This window comes from Sphingomonas mangrovi, assembly GCF_047975845.1.
GTDB lineage: Bacteria > Pseudomonadota > Alphaproteobacteria > Sphingomonadales > Sphingomonadaceae > Sphingomonas.
In genome coordinates, this window is sequence record NZ_JBIUCZ010000017.1 from 19,382 (window position 1) to 44,128 (window position 24,747).

Consider the following 24,747-nt stretch of genomic DNA (forward strand, 5'->3'; position numbering starts at 1 on the left):
ACCGCGTCCGGGGCAGGCGGCCGATGCGGCGCGTCACGACTGCCCCGGCACCGCGCGAAAGGTGACGCGGCTGTGCCAGAACCAGCTGCCGGCGATCAGCGCGACGGTGAAGCCCAGCTGCGCGATCACCGGCGGCAGCTGCGCCAGCTCGACGAGCAGCGGCAGCGCGACCCAGTTGGCGGCATAGTTGGCGAGATAGAAGCTCGCGAAGGTCGCGAACTCGCGCAGGACGTTGCCGCGCGTGCGGAACACGCCCAGCTTGTAGGTGGTGAAGGCGAAGCACAGGCTCACCGCCTGGGCGATGAGGAGCGCCGCCATGTAATGGGTGCGCAGTGCCGGGACGCCCCACAGCAGCGCCGGGTAAATCGCGAGCCCGAAGGCGGTGTTCGCCGCGCCCGCCAGGAGAAAGCGGAGCGGGCGCCGCCCGCTGGCGGCCGCGACCCTCACTGCTCGTCGACCAGCGGGATCGCCATGTTGGCGGCGAGCACTTCACGCGGCAGGAACGGCGACAGATCCTCCAAGGGCGGCGAGGTGATGCGGCCGTCGGCATGGACCTTGGCACCGAGCTTGGGCGCGAACGACACATGCTCGTCGACCAGTATCTCGCACAGCGCCGGGCCGGGCGCGTCCAGCGTCGCACGGATCGCCGCGACGAGATCGTCATGTCCTTCGGCGCGGGCATAGGCGAAGCCGAACGCGGCCGAGACCTTCTCGAAGCTGGGGAAGGTGACGTTGCTCTTGGGACCACCACCGACCTCGACCCCGTTGAAGAAGTTGCGGTGGGTCTGAAAGATCGAGACATAGCCCGAATTGTTGATGAGGAAGACCTTCACCGGCATCCCGTAGCCGGCGATGGTCTGCATCTCCTGAAGGTTCATCATGATGCTGCCGTCGCCGGCGATGCAGATCACGCGCTTGCTGCCGCCGGTCGCCGCACACACGCCGATCGCGGCGGGCAGGTCGTAGCCCATCGTCGCGCAGCCCGAATTGGTCCACAGCCGCTGGCCCTGCCGGAGCCGCCCCGCCTGGAAGCTGACGACGCAGGCCGAGCCGTTGCCGGTGACCACCACGTCGTCGGCGTCGAGCGCCTCGAACAGCGTCTCCATCGCGATATAGGGATGGTTGGTCGGGCCGTGGTCGCGATATTCCGGCAGAACCGCGGGGAAGCTCGCGACGCGCTGCTTCGCCCAGCCGAGCCATTCGCGGTGCGCAGGGGTCGGTCCCGCGTAGTCGGCGTCGAGCATCGCCGGCAACAGCTCGGCGAGGTCGGCGACGATGGGGAGGTCGGGCTTCACCGTCGGCTTCTGCAGTTCGAGCGGATCGATATCGACCCAGATCTTGGTGGCGGCACGCGCGAAGCTGCCCCAGTTGTAGCTGACCTGGCGGATGTTGAGGCGGCTGCCGAGCACCAGCAGCAGGTCCGCGCTCTGCGTCACCATGTTGCCGCCGCGGTCGCCGACGGTGCCGGGGCGACCGGCGTAGAGCGGGTGATCGTTCCACAGCGTGTCGTGCGCGTTCCAGCCGGTGACGACCGGCACGCCGAGCCGCTCGATCAGCGCGAGGAAGTCGGCGTGCGCACCGCTCAGCCGCACGCCTGCGCCCGCCAGCACCACCGGCCGCTCGGCCGCGGCAATCCGCTCGAGGATCGTACGCGCGGTGGCGGCGAGGTCGGTGCCACGCCACGGCTCGTCGAGCTCAGCGGGGTCGAAACCGGGGAGGGCGTCCGGGGCGATCGTCGCCGCCTGCACGTCGAGCGGGATGTCGAGCCACACCGGCCCAGGACGGCCGCGGGTGGCGAGGTGTAGCGCCTTTTCGAGATGATAGCGGATGCTCGCCGGATCGACGACCATCGCGGCATATTTGGTGATCGGCCGGACCAGTTCCTCGATGTCGAGTTCCTGGTCGCCGAGCTGGCGCAGCGGCAGGCCCGTCGAGCGCACCGTCGTCTCGCGCTTCACCTGGCCGGAGAGGACCAGCATCGGGATCGAATCGACATAGGCGCCGTAGACGCCGGTGATCGCGTTGGTACCACCGGGCCCCGAGGTGACGTTGACCACCGCAGCCTTGTTGGTGAGGCGGGCATAGGCCTCCGCCGCCATTGCCAGCGCCTGTTCGTGATGCGCGAACATCGTCTTCAGCCGCGGGTGCGTGCCGATCGAATGGTTGAGGTGCATCGCGCCGCCGCCGGTGAGCATGAACACCTGTTCGATGCCGTGGTCGGCGAGCCAGGTGGCGAGCCAGTCGGAAAGCTTCATCTTGGGGTCCATCCGTTTGCGAGCGCGGTCCGCCGGATCGCCTCGTCGAGCCCGACCGAGGCCGAGAGCGACAGGTCGCGACGGATCGCTGCGGTCGAGGGTACGTAGCGGCCGGGGTTCCAGCCGGGATCGGGGCGGCCGAGGATCTCGACGCCGGGCGCGCCGAGCAGCGCGGCGGTGCGTCGGGCGAGGTCGGCGATCGACACCGCCTCCTCCGACCCGATGTTGTAGGTGCTGCCCGGCCGCCCGCGCAGGTGGAGCATCCACATCCACACCGTGAGGTCGGCGGCGTAGAGATAGGAGCGCACCGCCGCGCCCGACCCGGTGACGCGGATCGTCCGCCCGGCGATCGCGTCGCGCAGGAAGTTGCCGGCGGCGAAATGGGTGTCGAGCGCCAGTCCCGGGCCGAGCAGCGCGAAGATGCGCGCGGTGACGGTGTCGACGCCGAACTGGTGATGGCAGATCGCCGTCAGCGTTTCCGCCGCGCGCTTGCCCTCGGAATAGCAGGCCTTGGGATCGCGGGGGTCGGGGCCGCCGGTCCAATCCTCGCCGACATGGGGCTGCTCTGTCGGCTGTGCGCCGTAGACCGCCCCCGAGCTCATCAGCAGAAAGCGGGCATCGTGGCTGCGGGCCAGGTCTAGTGCGGCGCGGGTGCCTTCGACGATCGTGTCGAACATTCGTCGCGGATCGCTGGCGGTGAGCGCGGCGCTGGCGTCGGTGGCGCCGTGGATCACGTCGGTGAAGGGGCCGGGTGGCGGATCGAAGCGCAGAACGTCGCCGGCGGTCGTTTCGAACCGGGCGGCGAGGTGCGGCGCACGCGCGGCGAAGCCGGCGGGGTCGCGGGTCAGCAGCGTGACGTGAACGGTGATCGGCGCGCGTGCGAGCGCCTCCAGCATCCAGCGGCCGATGAAGCCGGTGCCGCCGGTCACGAACAGCCGCGCGCCGTCGAGCTTCGGCCAATGCGGCGCAAGCGCGGTGTCGATCGCCCGAAGATCGCTTTCCGGGATCATGCCGCCAGCCCCAGCACCGGGCGCGAGTCGCCGTGCGCTCGCGCGACCCGCATCAAGGCGTCGAGCGCGAGCGACCAGACGATCAGGATTACCAGCGCGGGGCGCACGAAATGCCCCGCGGTCAGCCCGAACTCCGGGAGCACCGGGCGGCCGCTCAACCAGCTTTGGGTGTCGAGCCGCAGCACCGTCGCGAGCGGCCAGTCGCCCACCAGGCAGAGCAGATAGGCGGCGACGATCGCCGGCACCGCGCCGCCCTTCCACGGTTCGAGGAGCACCAGGAAGAGCAGGAAGACCTGGGTGTAGCCGCCGGGCGACTGCGTGACGAGATAGGCGCCGAGCACGATCGCGGCGAGCCGCGCGTGGGTCAGCGCTCGGGGCTGCACCCAGGCGGCGGCGAGCGTCGCCAGCGCGAGCAACTGGGTCGAGCGGATCGCCACCGGCACCGCCGCCTCGATCGCCTCGATCGTGCGCGAGGGCACGAAGTCGAGCAGCGGCAGCTGGCTCTGGCGCATCAGCAGCAGTGGCGCGTAGCTGGTCGAGTAATTCACCTCGTTCCACACCTGTCCGGCGACGAAGCTGACCCAGTTGACCGTGTTCGACGCAAGCTCCAGTGGCGAGCCGGCGCCCACCCAGGCGAGCGTGACGAGGTAGAGCAGGATCGTAGCGATCCCGGCGAGCTCGAGCGGCCGCCATTCGCGCCGCAGTGCATGGGCAAGGGCGGGGAGCACCAGATAGGGCTTGAAGTTGATCGTGATCGCCGTGCCGATCGCGCGCCACGCGCGTGAACGGGTTACTGGCCCGTGCGCGACGATGAAGGCGGGCAGCGCGGCGAGAATCAGGTTGCCGCGCTCCAGCGTGAACAGCAGCGGCAGCCCCAGCGCCATCGCGACGGTGCGCGGGATCGCCGTGCGCCGATCGTTGCCGCGGAACGCCATCCACAGTAGTGCGACGTCGGCGACATAGGCAGCGACAATGGTCGCACGCGCGAGCCCGTCGCAATCGCGCGCCTGGAACGGCGAGCCGACGTAGCAGCCGGGCAGCGTCGTCCAGTCGAGGAACACGAAGGACAGCGGCGGGTAGATGCTGCGCCACACGTCGTACGCACCCGGCCGGTTCGCCCAATAGGCGGTGTTGAACCAGTCCATGAACGTGTCGTTGGTGTCGAACACGAACGGCTGGGGAAGATAGCCTTTCGTGCTGAAGAACCATGTCGCGTGCGCAACGCTTGCCACGACCGCAAGCATCAGCGCCCCTTCGACCAGCGGCGGCCGGATGCGCGCGGTCATGGCCCGTCCGGGAAGTTCAGCCGGTCCTCCTCGACGACCAGCGGCACCCCGCGCGTCCGTTCGGCAATCAGCCGGACCTGATCGCCGATCAATCCCAGGAACAGCAGCAGCGTCGCGAACATCGCGCTGCCCGCGGACCAGCCGAGCAGCGCGCCTGCCGGACCGCCCATGATCGCTGCGACGATCCCGGCGGCGGCGAGCAGCAGCGCAATCAGCGCGATGCCGATCGACAGCGGGATCGGCAGCCGCAGCAGCGTCTTGGCCGATCCGGCGAGTCCGGACAGGGCGAAGCCCACCAGGCTGGCGATGCCGTTCTTGGTCTCGCCGGCGGCGCGCTCGGGGCGGTCGAACGGCACCAGCGCGACCGGATAGCCGCTCTCGACCAGCATCCCGCGGAAGAAGGGTTCGGGCTCGTGCCACTGCCGCAGCGTCTCGACGACGCGGCGGTCGAACAATCCGAAGCCGGTGACGTTGGGCAGCACGGGATAGTCGGCGACGCGGCCGAGCAGCGCATAGCCGGCACGGCGGACCAGCCCGAGCAGCACACCCGTCCGTTCGCTGCGCCGCTGGCCGAGGACGATCTGCGCGCCGCCGCGCCATCGCTGCACGAGTTCGCCGATCATCGCCGGCGGATCCTGGAAGTCGGCGCACATGCCGATCACCGCGGCGCCGCGCGCCTGGTAGATGCCATGGGTAGGCGAGCGCATCTGCCCGAAGTTGCGGGTGTTGAGGATGCCGCGCACCCGCGGGTCGGCTGCGCACAGTGCCCTGATCGCGTCGCGCGTCCCGTCGGTCGAGCCGTTGTCGATCAGGATGATCTCGTGGCTTCTGGCGTGGCGTACCGCCTCCAGCGTGACCGCCGCGGTGATCGCGCGAACGTTCTCGATCTCGTTCCAGCACGGGATGACGATCGAAAGTTCGGGAGCGGGCGTGCTCATACCCGCGGGGTCCCGATCAGCGGCAGGCGGATGCCCGTCGCCGGGGCGTAGACTTCGGTGAACAGCGCCAGCGCGAGCACCAGTGCGAGCAACGCGACCGAGGGCACGTTGAACTTGCGGTCGGCGTCGAGCCGCGCCGCCTCGATTACCTCGGCGTCGGAGGCGGTCTCCGCGGCAAGGGACTCGACGGCGATCTCCTCCGACGAGCGCGCATAGACCTCGTACAGCGCCTGGGCGAAACGGTAGTCGCGGTAGAGGTCGAGATATTCGCCGGATACTTCGGTCAGCCCGGCGACGTTTGGGCCGGCAGCACCCGATGCGGGATCGGCGGTGCGGGCGATCTGCGCGCGCAGCGTTGCCACCTCCGACTGCACCGCGCGGAGCTGCGGATTCTCCGCGCCCTGGAATTGGCGCAGGGTTTCCAACTCGACTTGCTTGGCTTGGAGCTGCGCCTGCTGGCCGGCGCGCAGCGACAGCTCGGCACCGAGCTGCGCTTCGGGCTCCGCGAGCCGGTTGCGGCGGCGGAAGGCGTTGAGTGCCGCCTCGGCGGTCACCACCCGCTCGCCCGCCTCGCCGAATCGCGCGCGCACCACCTGCTGCTTGCGCCGCACGCGATCGCGGCTGAGCGCATTGAGCCGCTGGGTGATCGCGGCGACATGCGCCTGCGTCAGCGCCTCGGCCTCGACGGCGTCGTGCGTGCGGGCCTCGATCTCGATCACGCCGCCGGTGAGCGAGTGGATGTCGACCTTCCGGGCGAGCGCGAGCTGCGCCGCGCGCGCCGAGCCATAGCGCGCGACGAGGTCGAGCCGGGCGATCACCGCGTCGGCGACCTCCCGACCCCGCGCGATGGAGAGATAGAGATCGATCGGCTGCTTGCCACCGCCGAGAAGCGCGGCGAAGCCGCCGAGCTGACCCATGCCGCCCATCGTGGAGCCGAGCCCGAGGCTACCGGGCTCTTGCGGCACCAGTTTCGCCCGCGCTTCATAGGGTTGCGGCACCACCGCCAGCAGCGCCAGAACCAGCGCCGCCAGTCCATAGCCGCGCAGTCGCCAGCGCCGGTCGCGCACCCATTCCGCCATTCGCGCCCTCATTCGACCAGCGTCCGCACCGAAGCCGCGCCGACCAACCCTCCGAACAGGCTGCTGGTGATGTCGCGCAGCCGCGCCCAGAACTCACCGCGGCTGGCTTCCACCGGCACGAAGACCAGATCGCCGGGGAGGGCAGGCATCTTGAGCGTGCGCCGCCCCCGCGCCAGCACGGTGCCGTTCGCACGGACGACGAAGATCTCCTTCTTGTCGCCCAGCGACTGAATCCCGCCGGCACTCTCGACCGCGTCGCCGATCGTCTGTCCTTCGCGATAGGCGAAGGAGGCGGGGCTCGCGACCGCACCGAACACGCCGATCGTAACGGGGCGGGTCGGAACCTGGATGATGTCGTTGTTCTCGACGATCAGGTCGGCGGGCAGCGCGGCGGCGGTCACCGGCAGGTCGAACACGAGTCGTCCGCTCGGCTCTCGCGCGCGCATCTTGGCCACGACCTGCTCGATCAGCTTGAGGTTGCCTGCAGAGGTGAGCTGCGCTCGGTTGACCGAGACGAGTGGCTGGGTGCTGAGCAACAACTCCATGTCGTCTACCGCGCGCGCGAAGCTCTCGCGCTGTTGCGCCTTCACGCTCTCGCGGGTGATGACGCTCGCGTAGGGAAAGGCCTCACGTGTGAGGCCGCCCGCCTGTGCGACGACGTCCGCTAGCCTTGCCCCCGGCTGGACATAGTATCGGCCGGGCTTGGTCACTTCGCCGCTCAGCGTCACCAGCACCGGCTGCTGCGCGACCGGACGCGCGATGCCGACATTGGTGAGTACGCGCACCACGTCGCCGCGTCGGGCGGGCCGCGTGCTGGCTTCGGCGGCGCTGAGCTGCTGCCAGCCGCCGTTCCCGTTCCCCAGCGTGTCGAGCACCAGCAGCCGGTTCGCGTCGGCGACGGTGCTGACCCCGCCCGCATAGGCTACCGCGTCGGCGAGCGTCTCGCCCGCTCCCATTTCGAAGATCGCCTCGCGGTTGACGCTGCCGGTCACCGCGACCTGCTCGCCCGCAGGAGCGATGTGGAGGACGTCGCCGTTCCGCAGCACGGCGTCGCCCGTCTTGTCGCCGCGCAGCAGCAGATCGTAGAGATCGAAGTCCGACACGAGTTGTCCGCCGCGGCGCAGCTGGATCGAACGGAAGCTGCCGCCTTCCGAGGGGCCCCCCGCCGCGAGGACGGCGTTCACCAGGGTCGAGACGCTGTTGACGGTATAGGCGCCAGGTCGACGCGCAAAGCCGGTGACGTAGATGGTGAGTCCACGCAGCCGGGCGATGCCGACCTCCAGTGTGAAGTTGCGATACTGGCGCGATACCTGCGCGGCGACCACATCGCGCAGGTCGCCGTACCGCACGCCGCCGACCAGTATCGCGCCGATCCGCGGCACGAAGATCCGGCCCTCGCTGTCGACGGTTAGCCGCAGGTTCGATCCCTGCACCGATCCCGACAGATCGAGCCGCAGCTGATCGCCGGGGCTCAGCAGGTAATCGGCGGGGATCGCGGTGGTCGTCGGAGTGGTGAAGTCGCGCGCTTCCGGCACCAGCAGCTCGGCGCCGAAGCGGCGCAGCGGCTTGCCGACGACGACGGCGACATGCGCCTCGAACTCGCTCGCCAAAGCGGGCGGCTCGGCAGCCGGCTCGGCCGAGGGCGCAAGCGCACGAGACGGCTCCGGTTCTGCCGGCGGCACGACGATCTGCGCGGGCGCGAACGGGGCAGGGGTTGCCTCGGGCACCGCGACGCTCGGAGCGGCGGCTGCGGGGCTTGCCTCGGAGCGGCCGGCGCCGCCCACTGGCGAGGCCAACTGCGCCGCGCAAGGCGTCGAGGCGAGCGCGAGCGTCGCCCCCGCCAGGAGGGTCGAACGGTGAAGGATCATGCGGCCAGCGTCCGGCGCGAGCCGCCGTCGGCCAGGGTGCCGGACAGTGCCTCGAACCCACGCTCCCACAGAGACGAGTCGGAGGCGGCGAGCAGACCGGCACCCGTCGATCCGACGCGATAGGCGCTGCCGTCCCAATGTGTGGCGCGCCCGCCCGCTTCGGTGAGGAACAGCACGCCGGCGGCATGGTCCCACGGCAGGATTCGCTGGAACAGCGCCACATCGTTGCGGCCGGTCACGAGCCGAGGATAGCTCTCGGCCGCGCAACGCGGGATCGGCTCCAGCGCGAAGCGACGCTCGGCGACACGGTGGGTACGGGCGCGCGCGTCGGGCGCCATGAACTGGCTGGCGAGCGCTGCGATCGGGCGCAGTCGGCCGCTGCCGCGTGCCCGCACCGGCTGGTCGTCGATCCACGCGCCGAGCGCGCGCTCGGCATGGCACATCCGGCCGCTGACCGGATCGAGCATCCACGATGCCACGGGCTCGCCTTCTTCCACCAGCGCGACCATGATGCCGAAGGCGCCGCTGCCGCTTGCGAAGTTCGCGGTGCCGTCCAGCGGGTCGACCAGCCACACCGCCCCGCTGCCGATGCCGTCGAGCAGGCCGGGGTCTTCGGCGCAGGCTTCCTCGCCCACGATGCGAGCGCCGGTGCCGAGCCGATCAAGCCCGTCGCGCAGACGTGCCTCCGCCTCGCGATCGACGCAGGTGACCAACTCGCCGGGGCTCTTCTCCACGATCTCATGCGCGGCGAGCGCACGGTGGCGCGGCATCACCACGCGTTCGGCGACATCGCGCATCAGCGCGGCGACTTGGGCAACCAGCGGCATCGGATCAGGCGGCGACGAGGTCGCGGGCATGGGCGCGGGCGGTGCGCTCGCGCATCATCGCGATCCGGCTCGCATCCTCCTCGGCGATCACGCGATAGAGATCGCGCTTGTTCTCCAGCCAGGCGAGTTCGAACGCGGTCGCCAGCGCGATCGCGCCTTCGAAGTCGGTACCCTCGACCACGCCGCCGTCGAACACGACCTTGCGCGTCTCGAACCGGTCGAGCCGAACCTGTCGGATTTCACGCAGCGCCGGCGCGGCCTCGATCGCGACCGAGCCGCCGACGACGAGGTCGAGGTGATGGCGGCGGCACGCCTCGGCCGCGACCAGCACCGCATCGGTGATCGTCCGCTCGTTGATCGCACCGCGCGGCATGCCCTTGGACAGCGTGAAATCGACCCGGCCGAAGACGATGCCGTCGAGCCGTTCTGCCGCGGTCGGCAGCATGGTATCGAGCGCCGCCAGCGTCGCCTCGGTTTCCAGGTTGAACAGGAATTCGGTGCCGACGGGATCGGTGCCGTAGACCTTGTCCCGCGCGTCTGCGAATTTGGCGAGGGCGTAGGCGGTCTCCACCATCGGCGCGATGATGTAGTCGGTGCCGTAGAGCTTGGAGGCGTGGAGATCGGAAACCGCCTCGCAGCCGCCGATCTTGAGCGCGACCTTCAGGTCGGCTCGGCGCGCGAGGTCGAGCAAACGCAGCAACTCATCGGGACGGGTGCCTTCGGCCTCGAACTCGGCCTTGACGGCGACGAAGCCGTGATGGTCGCGGCCCTTCTTGAGCATGTCGAGCATGCGCGCTTCGGTGGGGCTCATCTCAGTCCTCCGGGAATGGTTTTCCGGGAAGAAACGGAGCCGGTCGACCAAACCCGTAACGCGTTCGTCGCGATGCGGATTCGTCTTGCCGGCTCCGTTTGGGGTGCATGCGGCTGCTTCTCGCCTTGCTGGTGCTGGTTCCCGCCGCGGCTGGCGCGCGCGAAAAGACGGGGCTGCGCGTGTCGTCGCGGTTCGGCGTCCGCGCCGATCCGCTGAACGGCGGAAGGGCGGTGCATCGTGGCGTCGACCTACCGGGCGTCGTCGGAACGCCGGTGGTGGCAGCCGCGTCGGGGGTCGTGTGCGTCGCTGCCCGGCGTGGCGGGTACGGCGACCTGATCGAACTCGCCCATCCGGACGGCACCACGACGCGCTATGCGCATCTGTCGCGTATTCTCGTCCGTCCCGGTGAGACGGTGGTGCAGGGGCAGGTGATCGGACGAATGGGATCGACCGGCCGCTCGACGGGAAGCCACCTCCATTTCGAATATCGGGTCCACGGCGTTCCCGTCGATCCGCTGCGTTATTTGAGCGCCGCTGCAACGCCTGCGTCGGAAGCGGTCGCTGGGCCGGTGGTACAGCCGGCAGCGCCCGAACTGCCGCATCGCTCGCGCTTTTCGCAGGCGCGCGCGGCGCAGGCGCCACGCTCCCCGCAAGAACTGCCAGGCGGCGCCGATGCGCTGAGGGGTCCGCCGCGATGAGCGCATCGCACGCCCCTGCACGTTGCCGCACGGGGCTTGGCAAGCGCGAGCGGGAGTGCTTTCCCGTGCGCAATGGAACCGGACTCGACACCCGACGGCCTGGGGCAGGTGCTCGTCGAAGAACGCGCGCGACTGCTGCGCTTCCTCGCCGCGCGCGGAGCGGGCGACGAGGCCGAGGACGTGCTCCACGATTTGTGGCAGCGGCTGATCGCGACGCCGTCGCAGCCCATCGCCGACCCGGTCGCCTATCTCTTCCGTGCCGCCGAGAACGTGATGCGCGACCGGCGACGCAGCAGCGTCAGCCGCGCGCGGCGCCAGCAGGACTGGCATGATGCGAGCGCCGTAGAGCATGAGGAGGCGGTTGGCGAGCGCGTGCTGATCGCCCGCCAGCGCCTGCGCGAGGCGGAGTCGGTGCTCGCCGCGCAGGGGCCGCGGGTCAGCACGGTGTTCCGCCGCTATCGCCTCGACGGCGTGGGCCAGGCGGCGATCGCACGCGAGTTGGGGGTCAGTCTCAGCTCGATCGAGAAGGACCTGCAAAAGGCCTATCGCGCGTTGGCGCAGCTTCGCGAGAGTTTCGATGCGGAATAGCCCGAACGGCTCCGTCTCAGCAAAGGTATGGGCATGAACGCTGCACCCGACGACATGCTGGAAGAGGCGGCGCGCCGCTGGGCGATCCGCGTCCGCGATCCTGCATTTGCCGATTGGGACGGCTTCACCGCTTGGCTGGAGGCCGATCCCGTGCACAATGCCGCCTATGAGGCGGTGCTCGACGATCTCGATGCGGCGGACGCGCTGTTCGACGTAGCGCCGGCTGCGGCTCCGGCGCTGGTGGTTCATCCCGTGCCGCAACGGGACCGCGCGCGCCGCTGGCGGGCGCCGGCGGTGGCGGCCGGCGTGGCGCTTCTGGCGGTTGGCGGCGGATGGCTCGCGCTCGATCGGGATCCGGAGCAGGAATATGCCGCCCAGCCAGGGCAGCGGCGCGCGATCGCGCTGGCCGACGGATCTCGCATCCTGCTCAACGGAGGCACCCGGCTGACGATGGACCCCGCAAATCCGCGGGCGGTGACGATGACCGACGGCGAGGCGCTGTTCGAGATCCGCCACGATCCCCGTCGGCCGTTCGTGGTAACCACCGCGGACGGCACGCGGCTGGTCGACGTCGGCACGACGTTCAACGTCGTCGGCGATCAGGGGGCGCTGACGGTAGAGGTCGCCGAAGGGGCGGTGGTCTACCGGGCGGCGAGCGAGATGCGGCTCGACGCGGGGGAGATGCTGCAGCGGGTGAGTGCCGATGCCGAGCCCCGCAAGCGCATGGTCGATCCCGCCACCGTCGGCGCCTGGCGCACGGGGTATCTTCAGTTCGGCGATGCCGCGCTCGGCGAAGTCGCCGACGACCTGTCTCGCAACCTGGGTGTCGCCGTTTCGGTGGACGACCGTATCTCGGCCCGCCGCTTCTCGGGGACGATCATGCTCGACGGCGGCGCCGACGCGGTGATGGCGCGGATCGGGCCGTTGATCGAGGTCCGGATCGAGCGGCAGGGCACCGGCTGGAGGATGACACCGCCCGATGGTGCGCGTCCGTAACGCTGCCCCGCTCGTGCTGCTCGTGGCGGCCGCGCCTGTGCAAGGACAGGAGCGGGCGGCGGATGTGGACGTGCCCGCTGCGACTGCCGGCGAAGCGGTCGGTACCCTGGGCCGACAGGCGCGGATCAGCATCGGCTTCCGCGATCCGCGGCTCGCGCGCATGCGGGTGAAGCCGGTGCGCGGGCGCTACACGCCGGCGCAGGCGCTGGAGCGCTTGCTCGCCGGAACGCCGGCCCGGGCTCGGCGCGTCGCTTCTGCGAGTTTCGTGATCGAGCGCGCCCCCGCCCGGTCCTATGCGCCCGCGGTACGGCCGCGCCCGGCCGAACCCGCGATCGAACCCAGTCCGGCAGAAATCGTCGTCACGGCGACGAAGCGAGACGTGCCGCTCGCCGCCTATGCCGGCGGCGCGCAGATCGTCGACGGCGAGACGCTCTCGGTCGCCGAGGCGGCACGCGGGACCGGTCTGATCGAGACGCGCGCCGCCAGCGTCACCTCGACCCATCTCGGCCCCGGCCGCAACAAGCTGTTCATCCGCGGCATCGCCGATTCCAGCTTCGTCGGACCGACCCAGGCGACGGTCGGTCAATATTGGGGCAACAGCCGCATCACCTACAGCGCTCCCGACCCGAGCCTGCGCTTGTACGATGTGCGCAGCGTGGAGGTGCTCGAAGGGCCGCAGGGCACGCTGTACGGTGCGGGATCGCTTGGCGGCGTGGTCCGTGTCGTTCCCAACGCGCCGGACCTCGGCAGCGCCGGCGGCAACATGTGGGGCGGGGTGCAGGCGATCCAGCATGGCGATCCGGGGGTGGACGGCGGCGCGATCCTCAACCTGCCGCTGGTCGAGGGGCGGCTTGGCCTGCGCGTGCTGGCGTTCGGCGGAATCGACGGCGGTTATATCGACGACCGCGAGCGCGGACTGAACGACGTCAACCGGGTCGCGACGATCGGGGGCCGGGCGGCGCTGCGCTATCGGCCGGATGACGACTGGACGATCGACGTGACCGGCCTCGGCCAGCGGATCGTCGGCGACGACAGCCAATATGCCGATCGCTTCGAGGACGGGCTGTCGCGTGCCAGCACCGTCGCGCAGCCCTATCGCAACGTCTACTGGCTGGGTGACGTCGTGGTCCGGAAAGCCTTGGGGCCCGTCGAGTGGACCTCGTCCATCGGCTATGCGAACCAGCACGTCTTCGAGCAGTTCGAGGGCCCGCGGCTCGCCGACGTCACGCGCCTTGACATGGTGCCGGACGCTCAGGCGCCTCCCACCGCCTTTACCCAGAACAACCGGATCGCCATGGTTACTGCCGAGACGCGGCTGGCGAGACGGGGACCGGACGGCACGGGCTGGGTGATCGGCGCGAGCGCGCTGCGCAACCGCGCTCGCGTCCATCGACGCATGGGCGAGGCGGCGACGCGCGAACTGCTGACCGGCGTCCGCAACGAGGTCGACGAGACGACTCTCTATGGCGAGTACGGGGTGGCGCCCCTGGCGGACACGACGCTGACGCTGGGGGGGCGGCTGACCCACTCGAAACTGGGGGGGCGATCGGAAGATACCCTTCGATCGATCGCGCTGCGCGTCGATCCCGAGGCGGCCGATACCCGTTCCGAAACGCGCCTGCTGCCGTCCGCGTCGCTGTCGTGGCGGCCGCAAGCGGGTACGATGGTCTTCGCCCGCTACCAGCAGGGGTTTCGCCCGGGGGGGATCGCGGTGCGGCGCGATTTCATCCAGCGGTTCAACGGTGATCGGGTAGAGACCCTGGAGGCGGGCGGCCGGGTCGAAGGGGATAGCGTCGAGGCTGGGATCACCGTGTCCCACACGCGCTGGCGCAACATCCAGGCCGACATCGTGGACGGCTTCGGCTTCCCGACCACTGCCAACATCGGTGACGGGCGGGTATGGTCGCTGGGCTGGTCTGGGCGCTGGCGCCCGGCGGCAGGACTGGAGGTCGACGCTGCACTGTACCTCAACGACAGCCGGATCACCGATCCTGCCCTTTCGATCCTGCCGCTGGAAACCGGTGCGATCGATCGCGAGCGGCTGCCCAACGTGGCGGATCGCAGCGGCCGGATCGGCGTCCGCTATTCCGGGCGGCTCGGCGCCGCGGCGGGCTTCGATCTCGCCGGCTATGCCCGCTACATCGGTCAGTCCACGCTCGGCATCGGGTCGATCCTTGGGCGGCTGCAGGGCGATTACCTCGACACCGGCCTCGAGTTGCGGATCGGCGACGACCGTCGGGGGCTGAGCCTGACCGCCACCAACCTGCTCGACGCGCGCGGCAACCGCTTCGCGCTCGGCTCGCCGTTCCTGATTCGGGACGAAGACCAGATCACGCCGCTCCAACCCCGCAGCATCCGCATCGGCTTCGACGCCGCCTTTTGAGGCAAGCGGCGACACTCCGTTGCCGCCACGCGAACACTCCCGATCCAGCCAAGGCGCGCATCGATTGATGGCGGCTTTGATTTGGACCCGCGTCGGCCGGCTACCTAGGTTGGCCTCGAACGCAAGGGTGCGGGAGGTGCCCTGCGGCGAGGAGATGTTTTCGTGACGACGACGAGCCCGGCCGACATGGCGCGCACCCTGGGCAAGGGCCTCTTGTCCTTTCCGGTGACGCACTTCGATGCAGACGGCGCATTCGACGAGGGTCCCTATCGCGAGCATTGCGCCTGGATGCTGTCGCACGAGCTGGCGGGGCTGTTCGCCGCCGGGGGCACCGGCGAGTTCTTTTCGCTTACCCCGCCAGAGGTGGCGGCGGTGGTCGCCGCCGCGGTCAAGGAGGCGAAGGGAGCGCTGCCGGTGATCGCCGGCTGCGGCTACGGCACCGCCATCGCCACCGGCATCGCGCGCGATGCCGAACGCGCCGGCGCCGACGGGCTGCTGCTGTTGCCGCCCTATCTGATGAAGCCCAGCCAGGAAGGGCTGGAGCGCCACATCGAGGCGGTGTGCCGTGCGACCGGGCTCGGCGTCATCGTCTACAATCGCGACAACGCGGTGGTCGACGACGAGACGCTGGCGCGGCTGTGCGAGCGCAACCCCAATCTGGTCGGCTTCAAGGACGGCGTCGGCGACATCGAGCTGATGACGCGGATCTTCGCGCGGATGGGCGATCGGCTGACCTATATCGGCGGGCTGCCGACCGCCGAGACGTTCGCCACCCCCTATCTGACGATGGGCGTCACCACCTATTCTTCGGCGATCTTCAACTTTCTGCCCGACTGGGCGCTCCGCTTCTACAAGGCGGTGCGCGCGCAGCAGCATGACGTCGTGCTCGCCGGGCTGCGCGAGTTCGTGCTGCCCTACATCGCGCTGCGCAACCGCGGCCGGGGCTATGCGGTGTCGATCGTCAAGGCGGGGTGCCGGATCGTCGGCCGCGACGCCGGGCCGGTGCGCCCGCCGCTCACCGACCTCACCGCGGCGGAGGAGGCCGAGTTGCGGGTGCTGATCGAGCGCGCCCAAAGCCTCGCCGCGGCGGATTGACGGCGCTAGGCTGAGACCATGTTCGAGCTCAGCCAGCTTCGCTGCTTCGTCGCCGCGGCCGAAGAACTCCACTTCGGCCGCGCGGCGCAGCGGCTCAACATGACCCAGTCGCCGCTCAGCCGGCAGATCCAGCTGCTCGAGCGGATCCTCGACGTGACGCTGCTCGAACGCACCAGCCGCAACGTCGCGCTGACTCCGGCGGGGCGGGTGTTCCTGATCGAGGCGCGGCGAATCCTCCGGCTCGCCGAAAGCGCGTCGCTGTCGGCACGGCGGGTGGCGAAGGGCGATGCCGGGCGCGTCGCGATCGGCTTCACCGCGGTGTCCGGTTACAGCCTGCTGCCGCAGATCGTCGCGCAGGCGCGCGCGGCGCTTCCGAACATCGAGCTCGAACTGCGCGAGATGGTCACCACCGACCAGGTCGAGGCGCTGCTCACCGGCCTGATCGACATCGGCTTCGTCCGGCCGCCGCTCACCCGCACCGAGTTCGAGACGGCGATGATGCTGCACGAGCCATTGGTGGTGGCGCTGCCGGCCGGCGATCCGCTGCAGGCGAAGCCGACGCTGGCGCTCACCGATTTTCACGAGCGGCCGCTGATCATGTACGCGCGCCAGGGGGCCGGATACTTCCACGACATGCTGACGCGGCAGTTCGACGAGGCCGGGGTCGCGCCCCACTACGTCCAGCACGTCACCCAGATCCACTCGATGCTGGGACTGGTGCGGGCGGGGCTGGCGGCGGCGATCGTGCCCAAGTCGGCGTCCGAGCTGCACCTGCTCGACGTCGAGTTCCGCCAGCTGGAGACACTGCCCGAGAACCCGGTCGAGCTCTACATGGCGTGGCGCAGCGACAACGCCAATCCCGCGCTGGTGGCGATGCGCGAGCTGTGCCTGCACATGGCCGAATGATCGACCGCCGCACCCTGATCGCCGGCCTTGCGGCGCTGCCGGCGGTGGCCGAGGCCACGGCGGGGGCGGGGGCGGGCGCGGGACGGGGCGACCCGGTCGCCACCACCCGCCACGGCCGGGTACGCGGGCTTCGGCAGGACGGCGTGCTGGCGTTCAAGGGGATGCGCTACGGTGCCGACACCGCACCGCGGCGCTTCCGCCGCGCGCTGCCGCCGCAACCCTGGTCGGGCATCGCCGACGCGACGCGCTACGGTGCCGCCGCGCCCCAGACGCGCGCGAGCGAGCCGACCAGCGAGGACTGCCTGTTCCTCAACCTGTGGACGCCGGGGCTCGACGCCGGGCGGCGGCCGGTGATGGTCTATTGCCACGGCGGCGCGCACGCCCATGGCTCGGGCGCCGACCCGCTGACCGACGGGGCAGCGCTGGCGCGGCGGGGCGACGTGGTGGTGATCACGCTCAACCATCGTCTTGCCGGGCTCGGCTACGCCTATCTCGCGCAGCTGGGCGGTCCGGCGGAATCCGGCAATGTCGGCAATCTGGACATCGTGCTGGCGCTGCAATGGGTGCGCGACAATGTCGCGGCGTTCGGCGGCGATCCCGGGCGGGTCATGCTGTTCGGACAGTCGGGTGGCGGCGCCAAGGTAGTCACGCTGATGGCGATGGCGGAGGCGCGGCCGCTGTTCCACACCGCCGCGACGATGAGCGGCCAGCACGTCACCGCCGCAGGTCCCAACCATGCGACGCAGCGCGCCCGTTTCTGGATGGAGCAGGCGGGCGCGCGGTCGGTGGCGGAACTCGCGACGCTGCCGGTCGAACGCCTGGTCGAGGCGATGGCGGCGACCGATCCGCTCGAGCGCAAGGGCGAGATCAGCTTCACCTCGACGCTCGACCATCAGCTGCTCACGCGGCACCCCTTCTTCCCCGACGCACCGCGCGAGGCGGCGGGCATCCCGCTGATCGTCGGCAACACCCACGACGAGACCGGCATCTGGCTGGAGGCGACGCTCAAGCGCGGCGACACGACGTGGGCCAACCTGCCCGAGCGGCTGATGCGCGAGATGGTCAAGGACGTCGGCGTCGATCACGTGATCGCCCGCTATCGTGCGCTCTATCCGAAGCGCACGCCGGGGCAGATCCTGCTGGCGGCGTCGACGGCGGGACGCTCGTGGCCGGGGCACCTGATCCAGGCCGAGGCGCGCGCGGCGCTCGGCGCGCCGACCTGGATGTACCAGCTCGACTTCCCGGCGCCGGAGGCGGGCGGGGTGATGGGCGCGTTCCATTCGCTCGACATCCCGCTCGTGTTCGACAACAGCCGCGTGCCCGAGGCGCGCACCGGCGACACGCCGGCGGCGCGGCGGCTGGCGGCGACGATGGCGGACACCTTCGTTCGCTTCGCCCGCACCGGCGATCCGAATGGCGGCGGCCTGCCGAAGTGGCCGCGCTTCACGCTGGATCAGCGCGCGACGATGATCTTCGACCGCGACGTGCGCGTGGAGGACGATCCGCGTCGCGAGGAGCGGCTGCTGTTCGCGGTCGCGCCTTATTTCAAGCCCGGCGGCTGAGCGCCGGCGCTAGGCCCAGGGGAAGGCGAGGCTCGGGCGGTTGGCGTAGCGCGTCATCGCCAGCGACAGCCGCGCGCCGCAGCCGGGCTCGATCCGCACGCGGAAATGGCGTCCGCCGATGGCGCGGGGGGTGCCGTCGACCGTCGCCGTGTCGATGCGATGCTCGCCGTAGCTGCCGCCCTGCACGATCACCGTGCGCGCGTGCCGGCCGAGGTTCACCAGCGTCACCTCGGTCGAACGGTCGCCCAGCCGGTGGACGAGCGCGGCGACGTCCTCGGGCACGCCGGCGCGGCGCCGGTCGGCGTCGAAGTAGCGCAGGCGGCAGTGGAGCGGCACGCCGCCCTGCGGCGGGCTCGTCTTGGACCAGGGCGGTCGGGCGATGTGCAGCCCGCCCGTCATCGTCTGGACCAGCGCGGCCGCGCTCGCGGGATTGATATCGATCGGCCAGTCGGCGAGCCGCGTCTCCGGCGTGGTCCGATCGCGCGCGCGCGCGGCGACGCGTTCCGCCACCCGATCGAGATCGGCCTGAAGCGCGCGTGCGGGATAGGCATCGTCGCGGCCGTGGAGGAAGTCGATCCACGGGTGTTCGCCGGCCGCCCGCAGGTCCCCGGCATCCTGGGTCGCATACCAGATCTCGAAGCCGTTGGTGCGATAGGCGCCGGGCTTCCAGCCGTACCAGCCGGCGGCACCGTACATCGTCGGCGTCTGCGCGACGCCGTCGATCGTCCGCGCCTCGGCGTTGATCCGCGCGTTCTGGCGACGCCAGAGTTTCAGAAACTCCATGTCTCCGCTCAGCAGCAGCGCGTTGAAGAAGGCGGTGATCGAACGCGGCACGCGGTTGCGGTCCTGGCGCACGCCGGTCTGCGGCACCGCCGGCGAAAAGCCCCAGCCGTAGACGCCGCGCCACCAGTCGCGTCCCACCGTACCGTCGAGCGCGACGTAGCTCGGCAACAGGTCGCCGTTAGCGCGCGCGCGCTCGGCCCAGGCGCCGAGATAGTCGAGCGCCCATTGCCGGAAGCGGTCGCCCGCGCCCAGCGCATAGGCGTTGAGCCCCAGCGTCGTCGCCTGAAGGTTGAGCGGATTGTCGCCGGCGACATGATCGTATTCGGCATAATGCTGCAGCGTCTCGGCGTAGCTGCCCTCGCCATGCTCCATGTGGAAGGGGGCCGGGTCGAACGGGTCGCCGGCCCAGTCGATCGGGTTCGCCTGGCGCAGCATTGGCCCGCGGCTGCCGTTGAACAGGCTGCGGATCACCCGCGCTTGCGGATCGTAGTTGGGCACGGCCGGATCGCGCCCGGTGTAGAAGTCCGCATAGCGCGCGGTGCGTTCGACCAGCTTGGGGTCGCCCGGTGCGCTCATGCCGAGGACGTTGAAGGTCGTCAGCCCCTCGGCATTGTGCTGCCAGTCCATCTGCACCGGGAACTCGCGGTGGTACATGCCCGCGCGCGCGATCGGCACCTGGGTGGTGCGCGCGGCGGTATATTGCCGCAGATGCCCTTCCCAGAAGCGGCGGGTGAGGTCGAGCAGCCGGTCGGGCGCTCCCAGCGCGTGCAGCGTCGCCCAGTCGTTGGTCGCCTCCGCCGCGTCATCCGGTCCGTCGTTGGCGCCCCAGCGTACGAACACCTTCAGCGCGTCGTCGGCGCCGACGTATTTGGTGTAGAAAGCTTCGCAGGCGGCGGCGTTGGCGGCGAGCAGCCGGCGCTGCAGCACCGCCCAGCGCGGCGGTGCCATCCGGCTGCGGACGACCAGCGGCGCGGGCGCGGCGCGTGCGGCGGCGGGGAGGGCGAGCAGCGCGGCGCTGCCGCCGAGCATCGTGCGGCGGGTGAGGCTCATGCCGGCAGCTCCAGCCGGCGGATCGGCCCGACGATCACCAGGAAGGCGAAGATCGTCAGCAGGCAGTGCGCGCCGACGAACACCAGCGCCCAGTCGAACGATCCGGTCGCGGCGACGATGAAGCCGACCACGATCGGCGTGACGATGCCGGCGATGTTGCCGAACATGTTGAACACGCCGCCCGACAGCCCGGCGAGCTGCTTGGGCGCCACGTCCGCCATCACCGCCCAGCCGAGCGACGCGATCCCCTTGCCGAAGAAGGCGACCGCCATCAGCACCACCACCAACGTCTCGCTGTCGGCCCAGACGCAGGCGATGATCAGCGTCGCCAGCAGCATGCCGATCACCAGCGGGATCTTGCGCGCACGATCGAGGCTGCCGGTGCGTTTGAGGATGCGATCCGACAGGAAGCCGCCGGCGAGGCCTCCGACGAAGCCGCACAGCGCCGGCGCCGCCGCGGCGAACCCGGCCTCCAGAATGTTCAGCCCGCGTTCCTTGACCAAATAGATCGGGAACCAGGTGACGAAGAAATAGGTCAGCACGTTGATGCAATATTGGCCGAGGTAGATGCCCAGCATCATCCGGCTGCCGAGCAGCCGGCCGAGGTTGTCCCAACTGAACGCGCGGGTGGTCTCGGCGCCGCGCTCCTCCATGTGCACCAGCCCGCCGCCCGCCGCGATATGCGCGAGTTCGGCGGCATTGATCGCGGGGTGGCGCACCGGGCTGTGGATGTAGCGCACGAACGTCGCTGCGCCGATCAGCCCCAGCGCGCCCATCACCCAGAACACCGACCGCCAGCCGTAGCTGTGGACGAGCCAGCCCATCAGCGGCGCGAAGGCGACCAGCGAGAAATATTGCGCGCTGTTGAAGATCGCCGAGGCGGTGCCGCGCTCGCTGCCGGGAAACCAGGCGGCGACCAGCCGCGCGTTGCCGGGGAACGACGGTGCCTCGGCCAGCCCGACGAGGAAGCGCAGCACGAACAGCGTCGCCACCGCCGACAGGCCCGGCACAAAGCCGACGAGCCCCTGTGCCGCGGTCAGCAGCGACCAGATCGCGATCGCGCCGGCATAGATGCGCTTGGTGCCGAACCGGTCGAGCAGCGCCCCCCCCGGGATCTGCGCGAGCGCATAGGCCCAGGCGAAGGCCGAGAGGATGAAGCCGGTCGCGACCGGATCGAGCCCGAGCTCAACCGAGGCGGCATTGCCCGCGATCGAGAAGGTCGCGCGATCGGCATAGTTGATCGACGTGATGAGGAAGATCAGCACGATGATCCGGAACCGGACGTGGCTCGGGCGGCTGGATGCGGGCATCGCGGTTCCTCTCCTGGCCGGCCGCACCCTTTTCGCAGGGGCTGGTCCGGGATCTCGTCGGCGTACGCTACCCGGCGGGGGGCAAGGGGTCCAAGTCGAAATCCGGCACGATCAAGTCATTCCCTGGCATGATCCGGGGATTTGATGGCGGATCGCCCCGGATCGGTGCGCCGCGCGCAATGATTCATGCCGCCTTGGGGTTGGCATTCGCCGGCGAGCCATCGCAACCTCCCCGATGAAGAAGCCGGTCCGTCAAGGAGATCGGCCACGCGCCGCCTTATGGGGAGGCGCGACCACAGGAGGGGGAGTTCCCATGCGACCGTCCCGTACGCACGCCGTCCGCATCATGCTCGTCGCGACCAGCGCGCTGCTCGCTCCGGCGCTTTGTCAGCCGGCCTGGGCGCAGCAGGTGCCGGAGACCAATGCCGAAAAGGGCGCGCGGGCGGCCGGCAACGTCGAGAGCACCGACGCGCCCCCGGCCTCTCCGGCGGTCGAGCAGGAACCGGCGCTCACCAACGCGCCGGCGACGGAAGGCGATATCGTCGTCACGGGTTTTCGCGAAAGCCTCAACAGCGCGCTGTCGATCAAGCGCAACGAGACCGCCTCGATCGACGCGATCAAGGCGGAGGACATCGCCGAGTTCCCTGACCTGAACCTGGCGGAATCGCTGCAGCGGATTCCCGGCGTCGCGATCAGCCGCGTCAACGGTGAAGGGCGCAACGTCTCGGTGCGCGGGCTCGGGCCGGAATACACCCGCGTGCGGATCAACGGCATGGAGGCGATCGGCACCACCGGCGGCACCGACAACTCGGGCGGCGTCAACCGCGGCCGCGGCTTCGACTTCAACATCTTCTCGTCGGACCTGTTCAACAGCCTGGCGGTCCGCAAGACGGCGACCGCCGACGTCGAGGAGGGGTCGCTGGGCGCCACCGTCGACCTGCAGACCGCGCGGCCGTTCGACTACAAGAAGTCGACCGCGGTGCTCTCCGCGCAGGCGAGCTACAATGACCTGCGCGAGAAGGTGACGCCGCGGCTGTCCGGACTGGTCTCGACGATCAGCCCCGACGGCCGGTTCGGCGTGCTGCTGTCGATCGCCTACGAAGAGCGTCGACTGAAGGAAGAAGGCGCCAACATCACCCGCTGGACCTATGGCGGCTTCAACGGCGGGTTCGCGCCGGGCTCGACGGTCGACGGCAAGACGATCGGCCAGATCAACGACACCAACCCGGAGACGGCGCTCTACCATCCGCGCATCCCCGGCCTCGTCAGCTACGACATCTCGCAGAAGCGGTTGGGTGCGGCGACCTCGATCCAGTGGCAGCCGACCGACGCCACGCTGCTGTCGATCGACGGCCTCTATTCGCGGCTCGACGGCACCCGGCAGGAGGCGCAGTTCCAGGCGATCAGCTTCAGCCGTTCGGGCGCGGGCAAGCCGCAGACGATCATCCGCTCGGGCACCGTCGACGAGAACAACAACCTCATCAGCGGCACGTTCGACAACGTCGATCTGCGCGTCCAGTCGCGCTACGACGCGCTCAAGACCGACTTCTACCAGCTGACCGGAACGCTCGACCAGAAGCTGGGCGAGCGGCTGAAGTTCGGCGCGGTCGTCGGCTATGCCAAGTCCGCCTTCCGTAATCCGATCCAGACGACCGTGACGCTCGACGCGGCGAACACGCAGGGCTTCTACTACGACTTCTCGACGCGGTTTCCGACGATCCGGCCGGGGGTCGACGTGACCGATCCGGGGACGTTCGCCTTCGCGAACGGCACGTCCGAAGTCCGCATCCGCCCGCAGACGGTCGACAACAGCTTCACCAATGCCAAGGGCTTCCTGGAGTGGGAGGCGACCTCCGCAATCAAGCTCAAGGGCGGGGTGGACTGGCGGCGCTTCTCCTACGACTCGACCGAGCGGCGCCGGCTATCGGGCGAGGCGGTGGTGCAGACGCTCACCCCGGCACAGATCGCCGCGGCGACGATGCAGTTCTCCGGCTTCGGCAAGGGGCTGAACGTGCCGGACGGTACTCTCACCGGCTTCGTCGTGCCCGATCTCGCCAAGTTCATCGATCTCTACGGCATCTACACCGATCCGCGCTACGCGACCGGCGGGATCGAGAACGCCAGCGCGCGGGGCGCCTTCATCACCGTCACCGAGGAGGACCTGGGCGGCTGGGGCATGGCCGAGTTCAACCTGGCCGACTCCGGCGTGCCGGTGCGCGGGGACGTCGGCGTGCGCTACACGCGGACCGACCAGCGTTCGACCGGCTACACAGGGCAGGGCAACTCGATCGAGCTGGTGACCGCCGAGCGCGACTATGGCCGCTGGCTTCCCTCCGCGAACGTGGTCGTGGATATCACCCCGACGCTGCTCGCGCGCTTCGCTGCGGCCAAGACGCTGGCGCGCGCCGGCATCGGATCGCTCACGCCCGGCGGCAACCTGGGCCTGGCCGGCAGCAATCGCACCTTCAGCACCGGCAACCCCAATCTGAAGCCCACCGAGTCCACCAACCTCGACCTGTCGCTCGAATGGTATCCGACCCGCGGCGCGATCTACGCGGTCGCCGCGTTCCAGAAGGACATCGGCACCTTCGTCCAGTCGCTCAGCACGCAGGTGCCGTTCACCGAGCTCGGGCTGCCGGCCTCGCTGCTCGAAGGATCGCTCGCGTCGCCGACCGACATCTTCATCGTCAGCCAGCCGGTGAATTCGAGCGGCGGCAAGCTGCGCGGGTTCGAGGTGAACGTGCAGCAGCCCTTCTCCTTCCTGCCGGGGGTGCTGGCGAACTTCGGCATCCTCGCCAACTACACCTATGTCGACTCGGACATCGACTATCTGACCGCCGCCGACGGCAGCAGCTCGGTGCGCGCGTCGCTGATCGGGCTGTCGAAGCACGCCGCCAACGGCACGCTCTACTATGAGGATCGCAAGTTCTCGGTCCGCGGCTCGGTGGCCTATCGCTCCAGCTATCTGACCGCGGTGCCGGGGACCGAGGGAAACAGCTACAACGGCACCAACCGCACCATCAACGTCGATGCGCAGATGTCCTACAGCCTCACCGACCGGCTCAAGCTCAGCCTGGAGGCGATCAACCTGACCGACGAGGAGAACGACCAGTTCGTCGACGAGACCAACCGGCTCAATGTGCTCACCCACAGCGGCCGGCAGTTCAATCTCGGCGCCCGCTTCGCCTTCTGATCTCCCCGGAAGGCGGATCCACCGGGCGCAGTCCGACGCGCCCGGTGGATCTTTTGCGCGTCGGGCTTTCGCGCGGCATGCTGTCCGGATGCGCGGCACTCTGCCGCGC

The 24,747-nt window shown here is 69.9% G+C and carries 19 protein-coding genes; 8 read left to right on the forward strand and 11 right to left on the reverse strand.

Going from position 1 to position 24,747, the window contains the following annotated elements; genetic code table 11:
• Positions 1 to 33: 33 nt before the first annotated feature.
• The 9 genes from ACBY01_RS09945 to ACBY01_RS09985 are packed head-to-tail and all read right to left on the reverse strand — an operon-like array spanning position 34 to position 10,074.
• Positions 34 to 447 carry a GtrA family protein gene (locus ACBY01_RS09945; protein WP_416460658.1) on the reverse strand — a complete coding sequence of 138 codons (414 nt, stop codon included), beginning with the start codon at positions 445 to 447 and terminating at the stop codon, positions 34 to 36.
• Positions 444 to 2,255 (reverse strand): thiamine pyrophosphate-binding protein, encoded by a 1,812-nt coding sequence (locus tag ACBY01_RS09950; protein WP_416460659.1) that lies wholly within the window; start codon positions 2,253 to 2,255, stop codon positions 444 to 446. The genes ACBY01_RS09945 and ACBY01_RS09950 overlap by 4 nt, the downstream gene beginning before the upstream one ends.
• Positions 2,252 to 3,265, reverse strand: coding sequence for an NAD-dependent epimerase/dehydratase family protein (locus tag ACBY01_RS09955; RefSeq protein ID WP_416460661.1), 1,014 nt, complete (start codon positions 3,263 to 3,265; stop codon positions 2,252 to 2,254). Before ACBY01_RS09955 ends, ACBY01_RS09950 begins: the two co-directional genes overlap by 4 nt.
• On the reverse strand, positions 3,262 to 4,551 hold the full coding sequence (locus ACBY01_RS09960) for a hypothetical protein (RefSeq protein WP_416460662.1): 1,290 nt from the start codon (positions 4,549 to 4,551) through the stop codon (positions 3,262 to 3,264). Before ACBY01_RS09960 ends, ACBY01_RS09955 begins: the two co-directional genes overlap by 4 nt.
• Complete coding sequence (locus tag ACBY01_RS09965) at positions 4,548 to 5,489, reverse strand: glycosyltransferase family 2 protein (protein ID WP_416460663.1); 942 nt, start codon at positions 5,487 to 5,489, stop codon at positions 4,548 to 4,550. The genes ACBY01_RS09960 and ACBY01_RS09965 overlap by 4 nt, the downstream gene beginning before the upstream one ends.
• Positions 5,486 to 6,568, reverse strand: a complete 1,083-nt coding sequence (locus ACBY01_RS09970; protein WP_416460664.1) for a capsule biosynthesis protein — start codon at positions 6,566 to 6,568, stop codon at positions 5,486 to 5,488. The genes ACBY01_RS09965 and ACBY01_RS09970 overlap by 4 nt, the downstream gene beginning before the upstream one ends.
• Positions 6,569 to 6,576: 8 nt before the next feature.
• Entirely contained in the window at positions 6,577 to 8,436 is a 1,860-nt protein-coding gene (locus ACBY01_RS09975; RefSeq protein WP_416460665.1) for an SLBB domain-containing protein, read from the reverse strand.
• The gene (locus ACBY01_RS09980; protein ID WP_416460666.1) at positions 8,433 to 9,293 is read right to left on the reverse strand and encodes an inositol monophosphatase family protein; all 861 of its coding nucleotides are present in this window, start codon (positions 9,291 to 9,293) and stop codon (positions 8,433 to 8,435) included. The genes ACBY01_RS09975 and ACBY01_RS09980 overlap by 4 nt, the downstream gene beginning before the upstream one ends.
• Complete coding sequence (locus ACBY01_RS09985) at positions 9,268 to 10,074, reverse strand: aldolase/citrate lyase family protein (RefSeq protein WP_416460667.1); 807 nt, start codon at positions 10,072 to 10,074, stop codon at positions 9,268 to 9,270. Before ACBY01_RS09985 ends, ACBY01_RS09980 begins: the two co-directional genes overlap by 26 nt.
• A 107-nt stretch (positions 10,075 to 10,181) precedes the next feature.
• Between ACBY01_RS09985 and ACBY01_RS09990 the strand changes: the two genes are divergently transcribed.
• From ACBY01_RS09990 to ACBY01_RS10020, 7 genes are all read left to right on the forward strand, one after another.
• Positions 10,182 to 10,772 carry a M23 family metallopeptidase gene (locus tag ACBY01_RS09990; protein ID WP_416460668.1) on the forward strand — a complete coding sequence of 197 codons (591 nt, stop codon included), beginning with the start codon at positions 10,182 to 10,184 and terminating at the stop codon, positions 10,770 to 10,772.
• 72 nt (positions 10,773 to 10,844) lie between these two features.
• Positions 10,845 to 11,360 (forward strand): sigma-70 family RNA polymerase sigma factor, encoded by a 516-nt coding sequence (locus ACBY01_RS09995; protein ID WP_416460669.1) that lies wholly within the window; start codon positions 10,845 to 10,847, stop codon positions 11,358 to 11,360.
• A gap of 33 nt (positions 11,361 to 11,393) precedes the next feature.
• A complete protein-coding gene (locus ACBY01_RS10000; RefSeq protein WP_416460671.1) occupies positions 11,394 to 12,356 on the forward strand; it encodes a FecR family protein in 963 nt (320 codons plus the stop codon).
• Positions 12,357 to 12,420: 64 nt separating this feature from the next.
• Positions 12,421 to 14,739, forward strand: a complete 2,319-nt coding sequence (locus ACBY01_RS10005) for a TonB-dependent receptor (RefSeq protein WP_416460672.1) — start codon at positions 12,421 to 12,423, stop codon at positions 14,737 to 14,739.
• Between the two features lie 162 nt (positions 14,740 to 14,901).
• On the forward strand, positions 14,902 to 15,834 hold the full coding sequence (gene kdgD, locus ACBY01_RS10010) for a 5-dehydro-4-deoxyglucarate dehydratase (RefSeq protein WP_416460673.1): 933 nt from the start codon (positions 14,902 to 14,904) through the stop codon (positions 15,832 to 15,834).
• Between the two features lie 18 nt (positions 15,835 to 15,852).
• Positions 15,853 to 16,740 (forward strand): LysR family transcriptional regulator, encoded by an 888-nt coding sequence (locus tag ACBY01_RS10015; protein ID WP_416460675.1) that lies wholly within the window; start codon positions 15,853 to 15,855, stop codon positions 16,738 to 16,740.
• Positions 16,737 to 18,302 (forward strand): carboxylesterase/lipase family protein, encoded by a 1,566-nt coding sequence (locus ACBY01_RS10020; RefSeq protein WP_416460676.1) that lies wholly within the window; start codon positions 16,737 to 16,739, stop codon positions 18,300 to 18,302. Before ACBY01_RS10015 ends, ACBY01_RS10020 begins: the two co-directional genes overlap by 4 nt.
• Before the next feature lie 9 nt (positions 18,303 to 18,311).
• On the opposite strand, the gene ACBY01_RS10025 is transcribed toward ACBY01_RS10020, so the two are convergent.
• Both ACBY01_RS10025 and ACBY01_RS10030 read right to left on the reverse strand, forming a co-directional pair.
• Positions 18,312 to 20,135: a DUF8034 domain-containing protein gene (locus tag ACBY01_RS10025; RefSeq protein ID WP_416460678.1), complete on the reverse strand. Its 1,824-nt coding sequence runs from the start codon at positions 20,133 to 20,135 to the stop codon at positions 18,312 to 18,314.
• A complete protein-coding gene (locus ACBY01_RS10030; RefSeq protein ID WP_416460679.1) occupies positions 20,132 to 21,445 on the reverse strand; it encodes an MFS transporter in 1,314 nt (437 codons plus the stop codon). Before ACBY01_RS10030 ends, ACBY01_RS10025 begins: the two co-directional genes overlap by 4 nt.
• Before the next feature lie 313 nt (positions 21,446 to 21,758).
• Between ACBY01_RS10030 and ACBY01_RS10035 the strand changes: the two genes are divergently transcribed.
• Positions 21,759 to 24,638, forward strand: coding sequence for a TonB-dependent receptor (locus tag ACBY01_RS10035; RefSeq protein ID WP_416460680.1), 2,880 nt, complete (start codon positions 21,759 to 21,761; stop codon positions 24,636 to 24,638).
• Positions 24,639 to 24,747 lie beyond the last annotated feature (109 nt).